Raw genomic sequence first — 19,804 nt, forward strand, 5'->3', positions numbered from 1 at the left:
AAAAAACTATTCTATGTATGAACTCCTCCCTGTTTACTTATACTGAAGTATAAAGGAGGAAACATATATGCCAGTAGAATCAATTAATACCCCACTACAAGCCTTTACTTACATCGGTAGCAATCTTATTATCTTACTTGCCGTCGTATCAATTTTAACGTTTCTCTTCTTAAAAGGATATGACTTTATCATGAAAAATAATTCATCTAGATAAAAAGGTCGACGTTTAATTAACCATTAATTAAACGTCGACCTTATATTTTGCGTAGTAGTTTCCATCACTATTTTTTTTTACCTTCTTTATTAAATGAAATATTAACACGCCATTCTGTTAACCCAATGACTAGCCCCCCAATAATAATGAGTTCGATTACGTTAATAACAATTAATTCCCAGATGGCCAATGTTCGAAAATAAGAATTTAAAATAACACCAAAAATCAGTAATAATCCTCCGAATACAAGTAATACTTTTGCCGCAAATTTATTAGATACTTGCCACGTCTCAACGGTTTGCTTAACGGTTAATACACGATAGCCAATTTTTTGATGTGGTAAATCAGATTCTAAATAAGTAATTAATCCTAAGAACATAAATACAAGTGGTGCGATAAATATGCTAAACTCTTTCATCCAAATTCCCTCCTTATAATTGTAATATATTCTATATTATAGTATATTTGGGCGAAACTATAAAGTGAACAAAAAAAGAGCGACAAATTTGTCGTCTTTTTGCAATATTAAATTAAAAGCGTTATTTGACCAGAAGTTGCTCGCTATTTCTTCGATAAAGAATGGTTAATAAGACGGTACTCACAATATAAGACATTATAATATAAGGTGTATTATAAACAATCGAAAAGACCCATGGATTCTCCCCCGTGACAGGTGCAAAAAATACTGCCCCTGAAATAACGTGACAAATCAATCGAAGAAATGAACCTAAACCTGTTGCACACCAAATATAAACCATCTGTTTAATCCCTGTAGTCCCATTTACTTTATTTGCAAATACCCCAGCAAATCCAAGGGCAGCATAAGGTAATGGGTAATCAAATAACACCTGGATAGGATGCATAATATATGCCCCCGTTAACAATTGTAATAACCCCATGATAAACCCACCCATCACTCCGGCAAGCCATCCACAACGGAAAGCAATGATTGCAATAGGGATTAAAGAAATAGAAATAGATCCTCCTTGTGGCCATAACCACCCCATAAAAAGATTTGATGCGTAATCAAGGATAAATGCCAAAGCAATTAAGATACTGATTTCCACACTCTTTTTGGTTTTTGAATTTCTCATAAAAAAATCCTCCCTTTCATTAGGAGGCTTTACGGCATCATTAAAAGTATAAGAATATCCCATTTATTAAAAATAAAAAATTCGTCTACTTCCCTCCGCTAGTCCTAACTAGTTCAGGTTCAAAGGGTTATGCATCATGCACTCTCAGCCGTAAGGCACCCCTAGTATTTCGTTTCCTTTTTTATTCTATCATACGACTCAATAATTAGCAAATATTTCTAGATTCAATATTCTTTAAAATACGTTGATGGGCAGTTACTAATGGATAGTCCGTCATTTGTTGTTCACTTATCCACAAGTAGTCATTTTCAGCGATGACTTCTTCGTATCCAGTTTGAATTGAAATAAAATAGCTTTCCATTTCCCAAATCCGATGTGAAAAAACGTGATTAAATGTTCCGATAAATTGAACCGATTCAACCTTTTTACAACTTGGGGATAACTTTTCTACTAAAAATTCCTTCGGTTCCTTCTCCCCTAGGTACTCAAAATTTAGGAATTCATAAAAATTAGCGAGCAATCCGGTATCAGGACGTTTACTAACTAAATACTCTCCATGTTGATTCTTTACAACGGCTACAACTAATTTCATTTTAGTTTGGGAAGTTGCTTTTGTTTTTACGGGTAATAAATCATCAACCCCCTGGTGATAAGCCTGACAATAAGACTGAACTGGACACTGTAAACACTTTGGAGATTTAGGTGTACAAATCGTTGCCCCTAATTCCATTAATCCCTGATTAAATGCACTTGGATCTTCATGTGAAATTACGCGTGATACAACAGCCTCAAAAGTTTTTCTCGTTTTCGCCTTTGCGATATCCTCGTAAATACAACATACTCGACTCATTACACGAAAAACATTTCCATCGACAGCTGGTACCGGAATATCAAAGGCAATACTACTCACTGCCCCCGCTGTGTAGGGTCCAACTCCCTTCAATTTTAAAATTTCCTCATGCGTTTTTGGAAATCCACCCATTTCTTCAATCATTCGTGCACTTTCACGTAAGTTACGAGCCCGAGAATAATAACCTAAACCTTCCCATGCCTTAAGCAATGTTTGATCGTCTGCCATTGCTAACTCTTTAGTCGTTGGGAATAGTTTCATAAAACGTTCATAGTACGGGATAACTGTTGCCACTTGCGTTTGTTGTAACATAATTTCAGAAACTAAAATTCGATAAGGATCTTGATTTATTCGCCAAGGTAAATCGCGTTTTACCGAATGGTACCACTGAATTAAATCACGTTGAAATCCGTCTATATCTAAATGTTCGATGTATTGTTCTATCAATCATTTCACCTACTTTTTTAATCATTTATTCTACTACTGATTTCTGTTCGTATTCATCCCCCTAAACCCAACAAAGTAACGGAGATCTATTGAAATAAAAAAAGCACCTGCAGGACTTTAGGTACAGTTCGGTGCTTTTTTATAAACTCGCTGAAACTATCATCGTAAACCCAGGTATAGTTTCATCTTAATTAGCATTATACTCTGCTCTTTATGAAAATACTAGTGGTATTATCCACCACTCTATTCTTTCTAAATGAAATACGATACTCCTTTAAATATTATTCTTATACTTAACTAAAGAATACTTCTACGTCCCATATTCCATGATTATTTTGATAATACCACAGCATCCTTCTCATCAAGTTCAGTTAAATACACCTGAACAGCTTCAGAATGAGAAGTCGGTATATTCTTCCCTACATAATCCGCGCGAATTGGAAGTTCTCGATGACCTCGATCGATAAGAGTAGCTAATTGTATATTTTTAGGACGTCCATATTCTAGAACCGCTTCTAATGCCGCACGAACCGTACGACCTGTGTATAACACATCGTCTACTAAAATAACCGTTTTACCGTTTAGCATCATTGGAACTGTACTCTGATTCACAATAACCTCTTTCATTTCGCGTGTAATATCATCACGATACTTTGTAATATCTAATTCCCCTAAAGGAACTGTTACACCTTCAAATACCTCGATTAAACGTACTAGACGCTCAGCTAAATAAGCCCCACGCGTTCTAATTCCAATAATGACAATATCATTTAAATCATCATTTTTCTCTAAAATTTCATGTGCAATTCGCTTTAAAGAACGCATAATCGTATCATGGTCAAACAATACCTTATTCATCTTATTAAACCCACCTTTCGTACAAAGAAGTTCACTGTCTTTAGAATATCATAAAATATAGCGTTTTTAAATATTAAACGACCGATAAAGGGGAAGATGAATATAGTTTATCCACTAATTAAACTAATTATCCACAACCTGTCCCCACCCCAATGAGGAGGCACTAAAACAGGTTGAAGACTTTCTATTTAATAAAACAGACTTAGCTACTTTTCGATGCGAGGGACACCCGATGAACAATCACGTTCATCCTTTTCCATCATCAAAAACTTACTACAACCTACAAAATCGAATCAAGCTATCATTATTTTTTAAACCTGCAACTACCTCTCTAATGATGTAGCTTAGGTGTTTTACAACGTTAAACGATTCAAAGAATTCATCCGATTCTTTACCTAACAAAAGAACTGACGATGAGAACCACATTAAAAAGATGAATGCCGTTCCCTATATGAATTTATTTCTAGTTAAACTTTCAACACTTCATGCAATGATACTCTATCCAACTGTCCTCTAGATAGCAAAAGAGAAATCCAGTAAGTAACTCCTACAGTCAGCACTCCAATTACAAATTGGGTCAATGTAAAGTCCGTCGGAATAGCCATTGGAAGCTCAGAAGCTATTTGGGTCATAATGTAATCTATCCCCACCCTAGTAAGCGGGACACTGACGAAATAGGCGAGCATCACAAATGGAAAATAAATGGTTAAAACGAGTTTAGAAACTTCCTTTCTACTGTATCCCATCACCTTTAAAATTGAAATTTGTCGTTGATTTTCCTCAATGATAAAGGTCGTAATTAATACCATCATCAGACTTCCTAAAATAACCGTCACAACAACCATTACTAATAGTGAAATACGAATCATTTCCATGCCTACTTTAATATTTCTTGTTAAGTCATCAATAGAAAAAATATAGGAAATATTCTTATCATTTAACGGTCTCTCAGAACTCCATTTCCCGTTATATAGATTCGAATTCAAACCTAGGTCAGTCGCTAATTTCTCTAGGGAGGTATACATCATTGGCCCATTATAATGATCCACAACCTCAACAATCGGATATGTTAATTCCATTCCCTTCACTTCAAAGGATAAACGATCTCCTATTTGAAGCGCATAAGCCCGGGCAATAAATTCATTAATGATTAATCCATGTTGCGCCATCGCGGTAATTTCCTCCCCTTGACTATTGTAAAGAGGACTTACTTTATTTTCGGGTATGATTCCATATAAATAAAATGGGGTCGTCTTTTCTCCAATCACCGGGTGGGTCGTATACTGTAAAAACGGAGATTCCGTGTCAGCTAAAGAGGCATCGATAAGCCGATTATACTTAATCTGATAACTATACTTGGCCCCCTTAAATGCTTTATCCACAATACTTTCAAAGGAATGAAAAACAATCGAGGAAAAGACTAAAAAGATGCTTGCCACCACAACGACGCTAAATAGAGAAGTAATTTTTCCGATATTACGAAAAGCTAACGAATATTTAAACCGTGTTTCGAATTTAAATGGCTTTAATATTCGCATAACCATCCTTGAACCTCTCGACACCTTTAAATGACTACTTTCCCTCATTAACGTCAAAGGATCATCTTTCAATAAAAGAAGTAAGATAATCAAACTCGAAACCCCAACTACGATTAATGGTAAAATAATTCCCCCGATGATTAATTTTGACGTCAAGTAAAATCCTACAAAGGGAACCACATAGTTTGTCATATAGGTATTAGCCAAATGAATAGACAGACCAATTCCTAAAAAGAATCCAATTAAACTTCCAAACACTGTGGATAACAATGGATACCCCAAGTAACTAAGTGCAATCTCATAGCGACGATATCCCATCGCCTTTAAGATGCCAATCTGAACACGTTCTGAGTTAATCCGTTTTTTCATGACCAATAAAATAACGAAAACAGACATGGCTAATAAAAGAACGGTAAATGTCATTGATAATAATTGATTACTATTTAGATGAATGTCTACCGCATTAATCCTAACATTTTGGTCTCTACTCATGGCGTAGGAAACCCCATCAGCATTTGAAATTTTAGAAACAGCCCCCTCTAGGTCTCCGATTTCCTGATTAAAATAGCCACTATATAAAACCCATTGCTTCTCATCAAATTGTTGATACGCGGCTTCCGTGACAATGGCTACCGTCTCACGTGTAGGCTCGTATAGGGGACTATCATAATTAAAGATTGGGTAAATATAATCCGGTACAGCTATGAACGCTGTTATCGTAAATGATCGTTGATTTAAGGTTAATGTATCTCCTATATTCAACTGATTTCCATCGGCAAATGTTTTAAACACAGCAATTTCATTTTCCTTAGCCGGCAGTTTTCCCTCTAATAAATAGGTCAAATTTACTGAGTCCGTGGGATTTATAACTCGGTATCTAAACGTGTTTCCGTCTACATCATTTACCACATCCCGGTAAAAACGACCTTCTAACGTGACATCAAACTCCTCTGCTAATGACTCAATTTGCAGATTATAATAATCAATCAAACTATAGTTCTGTAATGTTTTCTTTTGTGAAGATAATTGATTTAGAAAAACAGAGGTATCCTCACGTTTACTACGGTTTAGTTTGTTTAAATCCTCTTTACTCGGAGCAGATAAAACCACAAAAAAGTCTTCCTGTCGTGTTTGATGCGTATAATCATTTAAAAAATAGGTGACAGAATCAATAGAGCCTTGCAAACAAACATAAATAAATGAAGCCATTGCAATTAAAGTTACAATCGATAAAAATTGGAAAGGTTTCAGACGAATAAACCTCATACTATTTTTAGATAACATTAGGCCCAACTCACTTCGCTTGCACGTACTTTATGAGGATTTTGCATCACTTCAACAACCATTCCTGATTTCATCTTGATGACTTTATCCGCCATTTGTGCAATACCTAAATTATGGGTAATTAAAATAATCGTCGTCTGAAACTCTTCATTAACTCGCTGTAATACTTCTAGGACTAACTTTCCGGTTTCCTCATCTAACGCCCCGGTTGGCTCATCACAAAATAAAATCGATGGATTTTTAGCAATAGCTCTTGCAATTGCTACCCGTTGCTGCTGACCCCCGGATAACTGATACGGAAAATGATGTAACATTTCATCAAGCATTACCTCTTTTAATACCTTTTGCACGTCCAGTGGACAACGACTTAATCTCGCACCTACCTCTACGTTTTCAAATACCGTCATATTAGGCATTAGATGATACTGTTGAAAAATAAAACCTAATTCTTTACGACGAAAATTAGTGAGCTGCGATGATTTCATTTTCGTAATCTCACTCCCATTAACAATGATTTTTCCATCGCTCACTTGATCCAATCCACCACTTACATGAAGCAGCGTCGACTTTCCAGAACCCGATGGACCTAATACGACAACGAATTCCCCTTTTTTTACTTCTAAATTTACGTCTTTTAACGCCGTCGTTGTAACTTCACCTAATTGATATTCCTTACAAACATTTTGAAGAGAAATCAACATCTTCCCACCTACTTCCAACCATATTTTATCTTCATTATTAACAAAATAAGTGATTTTAAACTTCCATTGTTCAAAAAAGTGGTAAAGTTGTTTTTTATATCCAAAATCTTTAAATTCCTATCTAAAAGACCATAAAAGATATAGGTATCTAAAGTCGGTTTATGCTAAAATGAAAAGGATAAAAAAATGAGGTGTTAAATAATGTCAGTTATACTTAGTACGTTAAATTCAAAATATATTCATACCAATTTGGCTATCCGCTATCTTAAAGCTAATGCAAAAGATTTTGATATTACGCTAAAAGAATATACGTTAAAAGATTCTCTCGATAACATACTTAATAATCTATTATCGATGCGTCCTAAAATTATTGGTTTTAGTGTTTATATCTGGAACGTTGAAAAAACGTTACAACTCATCAACCTTCTTAAAGAAAAAGATCCAACCTTAACAATCATTATGGGAGGACCCGAGGTTTCTTACGATTTTGATGTTTGGTTTTCTCGCAGCTCTGTGGATTATATTATCTATGGGGAAGGAGAATTATCGTTTAAAGAGCTAATGGAATATTTACATGGGAGACGTGACCTTGCGGATGTTCGTGGCATCGTCTATCGTAACTTATTAACGAAGGAGCTTGTTCAAAATCCTCCCGCTCCTATTCTCGACCCTAAAGAAATTCAGTCACCTTTTTATTTTGAAGAGGATATCCCTTTGCTTCCAACACGAATCCAATATATCGAAACCTCTCGCGGATGCCCATATTCTTGTCAATACTGTCTTGCATCTGTGGATAATAAAGTTCGTTACTTCGATATCGAAAAAGTAAAAGACGAAATCCGTTATTTAATGAGTCACGGAGCCAAAACATTTAAGTTTTTAGATCGAACCTTTAATATAAACAAAAAATACGCACTCGACGTATTTAACTTCATTATTGAAGAACACGTAGAAGGAACACAGTTCCAATTTGAAATTACCGCGGATATTATGCCAACCGAACTGATTGACTACTTAAATGAACATGCTCCTGCCGGTCTATTTAGATTCGAAATCGGAATTCAGTCTACCTATGACTTAACAAATAAACTCGTGAAGCGCCGCCAAAACTTTGATAAACTCACAACAAATATTCTACGAATTAAAGAAGGTGGAAAAATCATTTTACACCTTGATTTAATTGCAGGTCTTCCAGAAGAACCTTACGATCGATTTGAACAATCATTTAACGACGTATTCGCACTCCGTCCTGAAGAACTACAACTTGGATTCCTAAAACTACTACGCGGAACCGGATTACGTAAACAAGCCGATGAATTTGGATATGAGTACGACCAATTCGCACCTTACCAAATGAAACGTAACAACACCTTATCAGAAACAGATGTTCACAACATCCACTTGGCTGAGGAGATTCTAGAACGTTACTGGAATGCCCATCGCTTAGACCATACAATGAAGTACTTAGTAGATGGACCATTCGCCGCTTCGCCTTTTGCTTTTATGCAAGATTTCGGTGCCTTTTGGGAATCCCGCTACCCTTGGATAAACTATCAATTAAGTGACTTATACACAAGGCTATACGACTATTTAATCGCGACTGATTTTCCTCATTTAAAAACTGTTCTTTCTTATATGAAAGTCGACTACCTCACTCAAAGTAAAATCAAACCAAAAATTTGGTGGGAAGACCGACTCCATAAACAGGAACGTCGTCAAATCGTTAATCATTTAGCTGAACACTCACCAACTATGATGACCCTACTTAATACCCACCAAATTACATTACCTGATATCTTTAAATATGCTGTGGTCGAACCTATTTACTTAAATGACCAATTAATTCCAGTCAATGATCTACACTATCTCATTGTCGTTTACACGCCTAATAAACCAACAAGTTACTATATTATTAAAAATGTTTAATAGGCCGTCATCTTAAGTTGTGGATTATTGAAATCCTATCTGCAGATAACACTATGCATCTCCTACTCATGGAATCAATTATCATCATTGCCATATAATAACGTTTTTATTGGATTGCGTCATAAATTTTACACTTTTTTTGTTGCTATTAATGATATAATCAAATTCAAATCACTAGCATTATGCTATGTTTATCAACTATTAAAAGGAGTGCCATCATGTTCATTTTTCAAAAGATTCGGGGACTGCTTCATTCTACCCCGACACGTTTAATTGCCGGCTATTACTTTCTATTCACGGTCGGATTTGCTATTTTGCTTTGGTTACCTTTCAGCTTGCAAGAGGGAGCATCTCTTTCCTTTCTTGACGCTCTCTTTGTATCAACGAGCGGATTAAGTAATACCGGTTTATCACCGATTTCAACAGTTGAAACTTTTAGTCTTCCAGGAATCTTAATTTTAGCACTCAACCTCCAAATTGGTGGATTGGGATTAATGATGATTTCCACAGCCATCTGGTTATTAGCAGGACATAAAATCTCTACTCGAGAACGTGCCCTCATTATGACAGATCAAAACCAAATTAATCTAAGTGGTGTTGTTAAATTGGTTAAATCCGTCTTAATCTCCTTTCTAGTGATTGAGCTTATCTTCATGCTTATTCTAGGACACTATTATTATTTTGCAGGCTATTATCCTGTCTATTGGATTGCGATGCTTCAGGGATTTTTTACAACCGTCTCTGCCATCACCAATTCTGGATTCGATATTACAGGGGCGTCATTGATTCCTTTTCAACATGACTATTTCGTCCAAACGCTTCATATGATGCTCATGTTTTTTGGAGCCATGGGATTCCCGGTAATTTTAGATATTCAAAAATACGTCCACTGCAAACGAACGAATCAACGTTTCAAATTCTCCATCTATACAAAATTAACGATGGTAACAACGCTTATCCTGTGGATTGTTGGGATTATTGGATTCTATCTCTTTGAATACAATCACTTTCTTACAGATAGAGGATTAATTGAAGGATTCTATTTTGCAACATTTAACTCATTAAGTACACGTAATGCAGGTTTTGCAACCGTAGATATGAATGCCTTCTCTCCCGCTACATTAACGATGTTCTGTGGACTTATGTTCATTGGTTCTTCACCTAATTCATCAGGAGGCGGAATTCGTACAACAACATTTGCTATCATGGTGCTGGCTATCCTCTCCTTTGCACGTGGAAGACAGTATGTGAATATTTACGGAAGAGAAATTGAAACTCAAACGGTCTATAAATCTTTTATGATTTATATTGTCGCTACCTTAATTGTTTGTCTGTCGACACTTCTTATTTGTATGAGTGATTCGTTCTCATTAATGGAAATTTTCTTTGAAGTTTGCTCAGCTTTTGGAACAACCGGATTATCTATGGGAATAACGGGGGCCCTAACTTCATTTGCTAAGATTGTTCTCATTGCAACGATGTTTATTGGCCGCATCGGTATTATTACCTTCCTACTCATCTTCAGAGCAAATGCTCACCCAGCAAAAGTTCGTTATCCAAAAGCAGACATTATTATTGGATAATTTATGAATTTGAATATTTTTATACAATGAAAACATTTTTATATGGTAAATTAAAGGTAGTCCATTTTTTAAACGAGACTACCTTTTTTTATGGCTACTTATCTCATCAAAAGATTATTAAATATCTAAGAAAAATCTTATTCCTTGTAAAATCTTTTACTCATATGACATAATGATGTTTTATTTAGAATGTTATATGAGAGTTGAAAAAAAGCCTTAAAAACATTATGATATTATTATATGATACCGTTTTAAATAGAATTGGAGGAATCATCTGTGATACTTGATCGTTCAAAGGATTCTAAACCTTTATATTTACAAATTAAAGATGTCCTAAAACACAAGATTATAACCAATGAATATCCTGTTGGAAGTACTATTCCTTCCGAAAATGAATTAGAAGATATGTTTGATGTCAGCCGCATGACTATTCGACAGGCGGTCAACGAATTAGTAAACGAGGGCCTTCTAAAAAAGGAGCGTGGGCGCGGAAAAGGAACTATTGTTCTTTCAAATGCTATTGCTGATAAGTTATCCACAGTAAAAAGTTTTACACAAAAAATGTCGGAACAAGGATTACTCCTTAAAAATAAACAAATAAATATCTCTTTAGTAACTCCTGATGAAACAATTAAATCCGCTCTAAACCTTTCTACAAATGAAAAAGTTTTACGATTAAACCGCATTCGTATGGTTAACAACGATATTATCATGTACTCTATCTCTTATTTACCTGAATCACTAAACCTTCCATTTGATGCAGAACAATATGGTTCTTTATACGATTTATTAGCGACAAAAAATATACACATTACCCATGCTGAAGAATACATTGAAGCCATGTTAGCAAATGAGGTCATTGCTGATGCCTTAGAAATTTCTACAAACGATGCCGTATTAAAAAGAACTAGAATCAGTAAAGACCAACACAATCAAAGCATCGAGTATACGACAACTTATTATCGATCAGACAAATATAAATACGTTGTAGAACTGACGATCTAAAACTAAAATGTGTATAAAAAAAGAGACGCAAACGTCTCTTTTTTTAAATTCCCTTTTCAATAATATCTAGCAGGGCATCCGGCCCCTTTTCTAACAACTCTTCAAGGCATCCGCCACGTTCACAATAAGAGATAACAGCAAACATTCCGGATATTGAGGCATATTTATCCCAAAATGACCCGGTGTTCGCGTTCCTAAAAGCCTCATGTGTTAATGCCTCTTCCTGTGTCAAATAATAACGTAATTTTTGATAAACTGAATTTCGGCGGTTATTCATTTTATCTGTATGCCAATCTACCGACAATACATCCTCCTCATAAGATAGAAAATGGGCAATTCCTTCATCAAAAACGAGTTGTTTTAAAACCTCTATTTTAGGAACCTTCTTAGAATAGGGATACTTTTGACTCACAAGCACATGGGAAAGCTCATGCGTTAAAAAATCAGCGGCTATAAAGTCAAGTTCTTCCAAACTATCTGCATAGGTACATAACCTTACCAAATCCAAAATAATACATCTCATTCCCACCTTATCTTCCCTCACAACGGCATCGTATGGTTGAGGTAAACCGACAATCAGGTAAATCGCAGTAGTATCCGGAATTTGAAGATTACTAAATATTTTATGCCATAGTCTCTCATTTAACGGTTTAAAATTATACAATCTATTTTTAATTGTCTCATATAAATGGACTAGTAATTCCCTATTAACATTTTTAGGTTCTTCGAAAGTGAATTGTCCAGGGACAATAGCCTGGTAAATCCAATGGTCCTTTACGGCATTCAAATTCCCATACTCTAAAAATGAATCTATAATTTCCGTTTTAATAATCATTCAGGTTTCCCCCTTCCCTCCTATTTTACCATAATTTAATAACTAACTGTGTCCTTCACCTAAACATCTACAAAATTTATCCATTTTAAATTTATTTAGACTTAATATTTTTAAAAGGGGAGCCTTGAGGCTCCCCTTTTAATTTTCTTTATTCACGTTGACGCATATTGCCGTCACACTGAGTACCGATAACAAAATAATAGCAGTTAATTCAAACCAATTTTTTTCATAATCTAATCTTAGATAATCTACTTTCACGGTAGAATCATAATGACCATTACAAACAACCCAAAATTGAAGATTCACCTGATTATCTAAATCACCTTCCGGTAAAGCCTTCTCTAATACCTCACTGATATTATAACTAAAGGTTCCTGTCTTATCCGTTGGATATTGTAAATAATAGCCTCGATTCTCACCTTCAATATAAACGAGTAATGACCATAATTCGTCTACCTCATCCACCTTAATTTTAAATCTTGGATGTTTACTTAAATCCACCTCAAAATAGTGAGTTTGCATGCCTCCATTCCCGTCTGGATTTAAATTTCGAATAACTGCCTGACCTTTATAGTAATTTAGTCGTGCTAACGCATTAAACCGCGATTGCCAATGCGTAATCTTTTCTGTTCGAAATGAGGTTTTCCATTTGCTCTCCTCAATCGTTTGAATTCCTTCATTAAATATCTGTACCTGTTTTAATGTGACTGTTGAATTCTCACCCGGTAGAACAACTAATTGCACCTCATGTTTTCCAAGTAAATTAAATTTGCCCGGATTTAATCGATGAAGTACATAATTCATATTAGATATGATATGACCCGCATCCGTACTATCCTTTAATAAATAAAATTCATGTCCACTTTCAACATCTCTTAAGAGTACTGACCAAGACCCACTAAATGCTGCTACCTCTAAATCAAGAAGTGGAACCTGGCTAAAATCAATCGCAAAAGGTTGACTTACGATTCTTCCTTGAATTAAGGCATCCTTATCTTCATTGGTAAGTGAAATATCCCTCTCAGAATCATACTCCCATTTGGTAATATCGATTGCCTGATTATTTAAAATATACGGCTGATCGTCTTTTTGGATAAATACGCGTGCATAGGAATAATCCTTTAATCCTCCCTTAGCAGTAACCTCAACCTCCAACAAGTGATATCCATTCTCTAACTTTGTAGCCTCTAATTCGTATGGTTTAGTATAATTAACATTTTGGAAAATGGGCTCCCCGTCTAGTGAAAGTTTAATATTTGAAACGGCTGCCTCATCTGTCGTTTGAATATCAATATTAATCGGGTATTTATCATCAATAACTCCATAACGCGGTATATCTAAAATATTTACCGCCAATGGAACATCGGCACTTACCCCGTGCTCTACCTTCCGATCGATACTATACTGATTTTCTCCCTCCTCTATTGGAATCTCTAATATCATCACCGCCTCATTGCCTTTAATTTCAATATCTGTTTTTCCTTTAATATTCTCTTTAAGAAATTGATGACTCACGACATCATATAAACTTACGCATCCCGTTGTCTGAGGCTCGTACTCAACTACCTTCTGATCTTCATGAGGATTAAATAATAAGTATAAGGGACGTTCTTTAGCCTCTTCTACATAATAATCATTTTGATTAATATCCACTTTTAAAATTCCCTCAACGTTTGTTGGTTCAATCATAGTGGCTAGTAATCCCAAATAAGTCCCACTCAAAATAGAGTGCCGTTGTCTTGCATCCCCATCCTTTTCGACCCTTTCTAGAGGAACGATATTAGCATTATCTGATGAATCCTCATCATAAAATAAATTCAAATTATTTGTCACATTCAAAAGGTATCGGCCCACTTCAATCGCATAACGTTGGTCATATTTTAACATCGGTACTAGTGCGGTTGCCCCGATAATACTTTGAAATGACGCTGGACTACCACCATATTGAGTACGCTCACCTATTAATCCGGTGGCATAATCATCGTTGAAAATACCATATTCCCGACGATAGTCACTCTCGGTAAAGAAAAACTCCATATACTTCGCTGTATTAAAGTGATAATCACCCGTTGAATTTAGACGGGCGGACAGATAGGGCAAATATAAATATAATAATTCATATCCTGGATTCCGATCAAAATCGTCCATATATTCCATACATAAATTTGCCGCCTTCATATACTTACGATCCCCAAACTTTTCAAAAGCATAATACTGAAGAAGTGCAACCCCTGCTGCTGCATCAGGTTCAATCCACTTTCCATTATCAAATGGGATCCTATTTTTGAAATCATAGCCTGTGTATCCAAAATCGACGATTCCATCACTTCCTCCCAAATCCATGACTACTTCATACCACGTATCCGCAATATTTTGTAACATCGCATCGGAATCAACGGTTGGAGAATAACGATCCATTAACATAAAATAAACGATTGAGGGATAAAGTTGTTGCCAAAAACTCATTTCTTTACTATTACCCTCTTGATAATTTAAAAAGGTTCCCTCTCCATTTTCAATATTATAATAAGACTCTAGAGACTCCATTAATTTGCTTATCTCTTCCTCATTTAGGATATTTAAATCCAACGCTTCTGTGGATAAAAGAGCCCCAATTAGGGTTAATGCTTGAGACGGCGCTTCCATTCCTTCATCGAGATATGTTTTAATCCCAAGCGCGGCACGACCCGTATTTTTTTCTTCCTGATTAAATATTATATCCGCTGTATTCGTCTTAAACAAAAAGTTATTAAACTCTACCGCCCTTTGGCGCCAATCAATATAGCGATAATGATCAGGTAAATACGGAATATCCTGAGTCGCCTGAATCGTTTTAGAGATTAACTCTGATTTTTCTTCCTCTGCCTTAACCAAAATAGGTTGAAAAACCAATGTCGTCATACAACAGATAAACAATAGTCCATATAACCAAAAACGTTGTATCTTCATCCTGACCACCTCAAAATGTTAAATTATCTCTATTAGTATTCTCGAATAAAGTTGTACTATGTAAAATTTGGACGAAAGGATAAAACAAAAAGAGTTATAACAAATGTTATAACTCTTTTTCATTCATCATTAAACACTAAAAGTAATCGTATAAATATCTAACTCATTCAACCAATTTATCAAATAATTTTTTATTTTACTATCCATCAATATTCTATTTTAAAGGAATTAAGAAAAGTTATCTCCTTATTCACAATTATTAATTAAGTAATTCCCTGTATTTCTCTACAAATGTCTTGGCAACCCTATAAACCGATTCATATCCCCCTAATTTAATATTTTCAGTTAAAGAACTACCAATCGCAATTCCCCAGGCCCCACTTTGATACCATAACTGCATATTTTCTAATGAAACACCACCAGATGGCATCAACCTAACATCAGGTAACGGTCCACGAACATCTCTGATAAAATCCGGGCCTAAAATACCGCCCGGAAATAGTTTTACAACCTCAATTCCATGGTCTAAGGCATTACAAATTTCTGTTATAGTTGCACAGCCCGGAAAATATGGAACCTTATGTTCTTGACAAAACTCAGCTATTTTTAATGAAAAGTGAGGACTTATAATAAACTCCGCTCCCGAATTAATCGCCAGTTTTGCATTCTCCACCGTCATCACTGTTCCAGCTCCTACAAAGACATCCCTATCCTTTATAAGAGAACGTAAGCCACTAATGGCTACTTGAGCATTTGGCGTTGTAAATGTAATCTCAATATTTTTTATTCCCCCCATAATAGCCGCCTTTGAAATTTCAATAGCGTCCGTTTCACTGGTCCCACGTATAACAGCAAATAAATAATTACTATGTAAATGATCAATTATATTCACAGCCATTCCTCCACTCCTTGCTGACATTCCTTAATATTTATATCTCAAGATCATTTCTACTATCACTTTTAAACCATTTTGTTATAACTAGATAAAACATCATAAATCTATCATAACATTACACAATTAACTTTACAAATTCAAATTTAGTATTTATGTTCCTAATATAAAATACTAGTTATGAAGCAACAATATTTCTTTCATTTTAACATGTTTTTGAAATTTTATCCTTATAATTTATAATAGTTTCATCTTTAAATCTTTATCTAGCACCCCACATATTTTATCTACAAAATAAAAAAAACATCCCGAAGGATGTTGATTGGCTATTTGGAGCGGGTGAAGAGAATCGAACTCTCACAGTCAGCTTGGAAGGCTGAAGTTCTACCATTAAACTACACCCGCATTTTTTTTATGGCCTAGCGACGTCCTACTCTCGCACTTGTGTACTACCCTCGGCGCTAAGGAGCTTAACTTCTGTGTTCGGTATGGGAACAGGTGTGCCCTCCTTGCCCTTATCACTAGACCTTCTGTCAGATCTTATCAATCTCACAAAACTAGATATCTTCTGCTTACTTCTTCTTGTCCGGCAACTCTCGCATCACAGTGGTAAAGTTCAATAACTGTTCATCACCTTCGTGATTCCTCAGTTCTTTTCACTTTCTGCCTGTGATAATCGCTCGTTTTTGCCTTTCCTATTTAGTTAAGTCCTCGATCGATTAGTATCAGTCCGCTTCATCTGTCACCAAACTTCCACTCCTGACCTATCTACCTCGTCGTCTTCAAGGGATCTTACTTCTTTCGAATGGGAAATCTCATCTTGAGGGGGGCTTCACGCTTAGATGCTTTCAGCGTTTATCCCTTCCACACGTAGCTACCCAGCTATGCTCCTGGCAGAACAACTGGTACACCAGCGGTGTGTCCATCCCGGTCCTCTCGTACTAAGGACAGCTCCTCTCAAATTTCCTACGCCCACGACGGATAGGGACCGAACTGTCTCACGACGTTCTGAACCCAGCTCGCGTACCGCTTTAATGGGCGAACAGCCCAACCCTTGGGACCGACTACAGCCCCAGGATGCGATGAGCCGACATCGAGGTGCCAAACCTCCCCGTCGATGTGAACTCTTGGGGGAGATCAGCCTGTTATCCCCGGGGTAGCTTTTATCCGTTGAGCGACGGCCCTTCCATTCGGTACCGCCGGATCACTAAGCCCGACTTTCGTCCCTGCTCGACTTGTAGGTCTCGCAGTCAAGCTCCCTTCTGCCTTTACACTCTTCGAATGATTTCCAACCATTCTGAGGGAACCTTTGGGCGCCTCCGTTACTCTTTGGGAGGCGACCGCCCCAGTCAAACTGCCCACCTGACACTGTCCCCTGACCAGCTCATGGCCACGGGTTAGAACCCCAGTAACACAAGGGTAGTATCCCAACAGCGACTCCTCCAAGACTGGCGTCCTGGTCTCTTCGTCTCCTACCTATCCTGTACATGTGTCACCAGTGCTCAATATCAAGCTACAGTAAAGCTCCACGGGGTCTTTCCGTCCTGTCGCGGGTAACCTGCATCTTCACAGGTACTATGATTTCACCGAGTCTCTTGTTGAGACAGCGCCCAGATCGTTACGCCTTTCGTGCGGGTCGGAACTTACCCGACAAGGAATTTCGCTACCTTAGGACCGTTATAGTTACGGCCGCCGTTTACTGGGGCTTCAATTCAAAGCTTCGCTTGCGCTAACCTCTCCTCTTAACCTTCCAGCACCGGGCAGGCGTCAGCCCCTATACATCACCTTGCGGTTTAGCAGAGACCTGTGTTTTTGATAAACAGTCGCCTGGGCCTTTTCACTGCGGCTTGCTTTCACAAGCACCCCTTCTCCCGAAGTTACGGGGTCATTTTGCCGAGTTCCTTAACAAGAGTTCTCTCGCTCATCTTAGGATTCTCTCCTCGCCTACCTGTGTCGGTTATCGGTACGGGCACCTAATAAATTATCCCTAGAAGCTTTTCTTGGAAGCGTGACATCAGCTGACTTCACCCTTGCGGGCTTTCGGCATCACAGCTCAATGTTTCGCCATGCGGATTTGCCTACATGACCACCTCACTGCTTACACGTGAATCCATTCACACGCTCAACTTAGCCTTCTCCGTCACTCCTTCAGTTTATTAAGTGGTACAGGAATCTCTACCTGTTGTCCATCGGCTACGCCTTTCGGCCTCACCTTAGGTCCCGACTTACCCAGGGCGGACGAGCCTTCCCCTGGAAACCTTAGGCTTTCGATGGATAGGATTCTCACCTATCTTTCGCTACTCACACCGGCATTCTCACTTCTAACCGCTCCACAGCTCCTTCCGGTACTGCTTCTCCGCTGTTAGAACGCTCTCCTACCACTGACACTTCGTGTCAATCCGCAGCTTCGGCGGTCCGTTTAGCCCCGGTACATTTTCGGCGCAGAGTCACTCGACTAGTGAGCTATTACGCACTCTTTAAAGGATGGCTGCTTCTAAGCCAACCTCCTAGTTGTCTGTGCATCTCCACATCCTTTTCCACTTAACGGACACTTGGGGGCCTTAGCTGGCGGTCTGGGCTCTTTCCCTTTTGACCATGGACCTTATCACCCACAGTCTGACTCCCGATCATATCTATCTGGCATTCGGAGTTTGATTGAGATCAGTACCCCGAGGTGGGGCCATCACCCATTCAGTGCTCTACCTCCAGTAGACTCTTATCGAGGCTAGCCCTAAAGCTATTTCGGAGAGAACCAGCTATATCCGTGTTCGATTGGAATTTCACCCCTAGCCACAAGTCATCCAAGCACTTTTCAACGTGCCCTGGTTCGGCCCTCCAGTCAGTGTTACCTGACCTTCAGCCTGCTCATGGCTAGCTCACACGGTTTCGGGTCTACAACATCGTACTCCTCGCCCTATTCAGACTCGCTTTCGCTTCGGCTCCGTCTCTTCAACTTAACCTTGCACGATATCGTAACTCGCCGGTTCATTCTACAAAAGGCACGCCATCACCCTTTAACGGGCTCTGACTAGTTGTAGGCACACGGTTTCAGGTTCTCTTTCACTCCCCTTCCGGGGTTCTTTTCACCTTTCCCTCACGGTACTGGTTCACTATCGGTCACTAGGTAGTATTTAGCCTTACGAGATGGTCCTCGTTGCTTCCGACGGGATTTCTCGTGTCCCGCCGTACTCAGGATCCCTTCCCTGCTTCACACAATTTCACCTACGGGACTCTCACCCCCTCCGGTTGGCCTTCCCAGACCATTCGGCTATCATGTTCAGTCATTTCTGAAGGTCCTTCTACCCCGGATTACTCCGGTTTGGGCTCCTCCCTGTTCGCTCGCCGCTACTTGGGGAATCGATGTTTCTTTCTTTTCCTCCAGGTACTTAGATGTTTCAGTTCCCTGGGTCTATCTCCTCTATGGCTATTGATTCACCATACGGTGCTAGCGTATGACCACTAGCGGGTTTCCCCATTCGGATATCCCCGGCTCTTTGCTTACTTACAGCTCCCCGAGGCGTTTCGCCGTTTGTCGCGTCCTTCTTCGACTCCTAGTGCCTAGGCATCCTCCGTGCGCCCTTTATTACTTAACTTTTCTTCTTCAGAAGATATCTAGTTTTCAAAGATC

The 19,804-nt window shown here is 37.9% G+C and carries 13 protein-coding genes, 1 tRNA gene, 2 rRNA genes and 1 riboswitch; of the genes, 4 read left to right on the forward strand and 12 right to left on the reverse strand.

The window, feature by feature from the left end; all coding sequences use genetic code 11:
• Window positions 1-67: 67 nt before the first annotated feature.
• A complete protein-coding gene (locus tag AC6I0I_RS10490; RefSeq protein ID WP_161830971.1) occupies window positions 68-214 on the forward strand; it encodes a hypothetical protein in 147 nt (48 codons plus the stop codon).
• A gap of 67 nt (window positions 215-281) precedes the next feature.
• Here AC6I0I_RS10490 and AC6I0I_RS10495 read toward each other — a convergent pair whose 3' ends face one another.
• The 6 genes from AC6I0I_RS10495 to AC6I0I_RS10520 form a co-directional block, all read right to left on the reverse strand.
• Window positions 282-632: an SdpI family protein gene (locus AC6I0I_RS10495; protein ID WP_161830970.1), complete on the reverse strand. Its 351-nt coding sequence runs from the start codon at window positions 630-632 to the stop codon at window positions 282-284.
• 121 nt (window positions 633-753) lie between these two features.
• Complete coding sequence (thiT, locus tag AC6I0I_RS10500) at window positions 754-1,308, reverse strand: energy-coupled thiamine transporter ThiT (RefSeq protein WP_262953710.1); 555 nt, start codon at window positions 1,306-1,308, stop codon at window positions 754-756.
• 73 nt (window positions 1,309-1,381) lie between these two features.
• A riboswitch (TPP riboswitch) is annotated at window positions 1,382-1,481 on the reverse strand.
• A gap of 32 nt (window positions 1,482-1,513) precedes the next feature.
• Window positions 1,514-2,605, reverse strand: a complete 1,092-nt coding sequence (mutY, locus tag AC6I0I_RS10505) for an A/G-specific adenine glycosylase (RefSeq protein WP_262953711.1) — start codon at window positions 2,603-2,605, stop codon at window positions 1,514-1,516.
• A gap of 330 nt (window positions 2,606-2,935) precedes the next feature.
• Complete coding sequence (gene pyrR / locus AC6I0I_RS10510; protein ID WP_161830967.1) at window positions 2,936-3,463, reverse strand: bifunctional pyr operon transcriptional regulator/uracil phosphoribosyltransferase PyrR; 528 nt, start codon at window positions 3,461-3,463, stop codon at window positions 2,936-2,938.
• A 467-nt stretch (window positions 3,464-3,930) separates the two neighbouring features.
• On the reverse strand, window positions 3,931-6,285 hold the full coding sequence (locus tag AC6I0I_RS10515; protein ID WP_262953712.1) for an ABC transporter permease: 2,355 nt from the start codon (window positions 6,283-6,285) through the stop codon (window positions 3,931-3,933).
• Complete coding sequence (locus AC6I0I_RS10520; protein WP_161830965.1) at window positions 6,285-6,986, reverse strand: ABC transporter ATP-binding protein; 702 nt, start codon at window positions 6,984-6,986, stop codon at window positions 6,285-6,287. Before AC6I0I_RS10520 ends, AC6I0I_RS10515 begins: the two co-directional genes overlap by 1 nt.
• Before the next feature lie 201 nt (window positions 6,987-7,187).
• On the opposite strand from AC6I0I_RS10520, the gene AC6I0I_RS10525 reads away from it, so the two are divergent.
• The 3 genes from AC6I0I_RS10525 (at window position 7,188) to AC6I0I_RS10535 (ending at window position 11,500) form a co-directional block, all read left to right on the forward strand.
• A complete protein-coding gene (locus AC6I0I_RS10525) occupies window positions 7,188-8,912 on the forward strand; it encodes a B12-binding domain-containing radical SAM protein (RefSeq protein ID WP_262951015.1) in 1,725 nt (574 codons plus the stop codon).
• Between the two features lie 218 nt (window positions 8,913-9,130).
• Window positions 9,131-10,495 (forward strand): TrkH family potassium uptake protein, encoded by a 1,365-nt coding sequence (locus tag AC6I0I_RS10530; protein WP_161830963.1) that lies wholly within the window; start codon window positions 9,131-9,133, stop codon window positions 10,493-10,495.
• A gap of 276 nt (window positions 10,496-10,771) precedes the next feature.
• Window positions 10,772-11,500 carry a GntR family transcriptional regulator gene (locus AC6I0I_RS10535; RefSeq protein ID WP_161830962.1) on the forward strand — a complete coding sequence of 243 codons (729 nt, stop codon included), beginning with the start codon at window positions 10,772-10,774 and terminating at the stop codon, window positions 11,498-11,500.
• A 43-nt stretch (window positions 11,501-11,543) separates the two neighbouring features.
• On the opposite strand, the gene AC6I0I_RS10540 is transcribed toward AC6I0I_RS10535, so the two are convergent.
• The 6 genes from AC6I0I_RS10540 to AC6I0I_RS10565 form a co-directional block, all read right to left on the reverse strand.
• Entirely contained in the window at window positions 11,544-12,335 is a 792-nt protein-coding gene (locus AC6I0I_RS10540) for a hypothetical protein (RefSeq protein WP_161830961.1), read from the reverse strand.
• A 138-nt stretch (window positions 12,336-12,473) separates the two neighbouring features.
• A complete protein-coding gene (locus AC6I0I_RS10545) occupies window positions 12,474-15,284 on the reverse strand; it encodes a hypothetical protein (protein ID WP_262953713.1) in 2,811 nt (936 codons plus the stop codon).
• Between the two features lie 259 nt (window positions 15,285-15,543).
• Entirely contained in the window at window positions 15,544-16,182 is a 639-nt protein-coding gene (locus AC6I0I_RS10550) for a bifunctional 4-hydroxy-2-oxoglutarate aldolase/2-dehydro-3-deoxy-phosphogluconate aldolase (protein WP_161830959.1), read from the reverse strand.
• 325 nt (window positions 16,183-16,507) lie between these two features.
• Window positions 16,508-16,581, reverse strand: a tRNA-Gly gene (locus AC6I0I_RS10555).
• Window positions 16,582-16,593: 12 nt separating this feature from the next.
• Window positions 16,594-16,702, reverse strand: a 5S ribosomal RNA gene (rrf, locus tag AC6I0I_RS10560).
• A 173-nt stretch (window positions 16,703-16,875) separates the two neighbouring features.
• Window positions 16,876-19,769 (reverse strand): 23S ribosomal RNA (locus AC6I0I_RS10565).
• Between the last annotated feature and the right edge of the window lie 35 nt (window positions 19,770-19,804).

Source organism: Turicibacter sp. St.80E1 (genome assembly GCF_059728495.1).